Annotated in this window: 1 pseudogene; it reads right to left on the bottom strand. The window is 65.0% G+C overall.

Going from position 1 to position 440, the window contains the following annotated elements:
• Positions 1–440 (bottom strand): annotated as a pseudogene (locus FG154_RS20815) (IS3 family transposase); the annotation flags it as partial.

Raw genomic sequence — 440 nt, 5'->3', positions numbered from 1 at the left:
GCCAGCAGCAGGTTATGGGCCTGCATGATCCGGTAGACCCGCTTGTGATTGACCGGCGCCAGGCCTTCTGATCGCAACTGGCGGTTCAGGATCGCGGTGATCCGCCGGTAGCCGTAGGTCGGGCGCGCCGACACGAGCGCCGTGATCCTTGGCACCACCGCCGCGTCTTGCGCTTTATGATAGCGCCGACGCGGCTTCGTTCTCCCCGCCAGTCGGGCGATCAGGTTCGAGCGGGCAACGCCCAGGGTTTCGGCCACGGCCTTCACTGGAAATCGTCCCTCAGCGGCGACCGCGCGAGCAAGGTCGGTTTTTTTGACCGCGACTTGTCCAGCGCCTCGCGCAGGATCTCGACCTCCAGCGTCTTGCGGCCGAGTTGACGTTCAAGTTCGCGGATGCGGTCCTCCATCTGGCGGACGACCCTGTTGCTGGTGACGTCATCG

The organism is Cereibacter sediminicola (assembly GCF_007668225.1).
Taxonomy (GTDB): Bacteria; Pseudomonadota; Alphaproteobacteria; order Rhodobacterales; family Rhodobacteraceae; genus Cereibacter_A; species Cereibacter_A azotoformans.
Note: the sequence above shows the minus strand (reverse complement) of the source record. Positions and strands in the feature narration are given on the sequence as shown.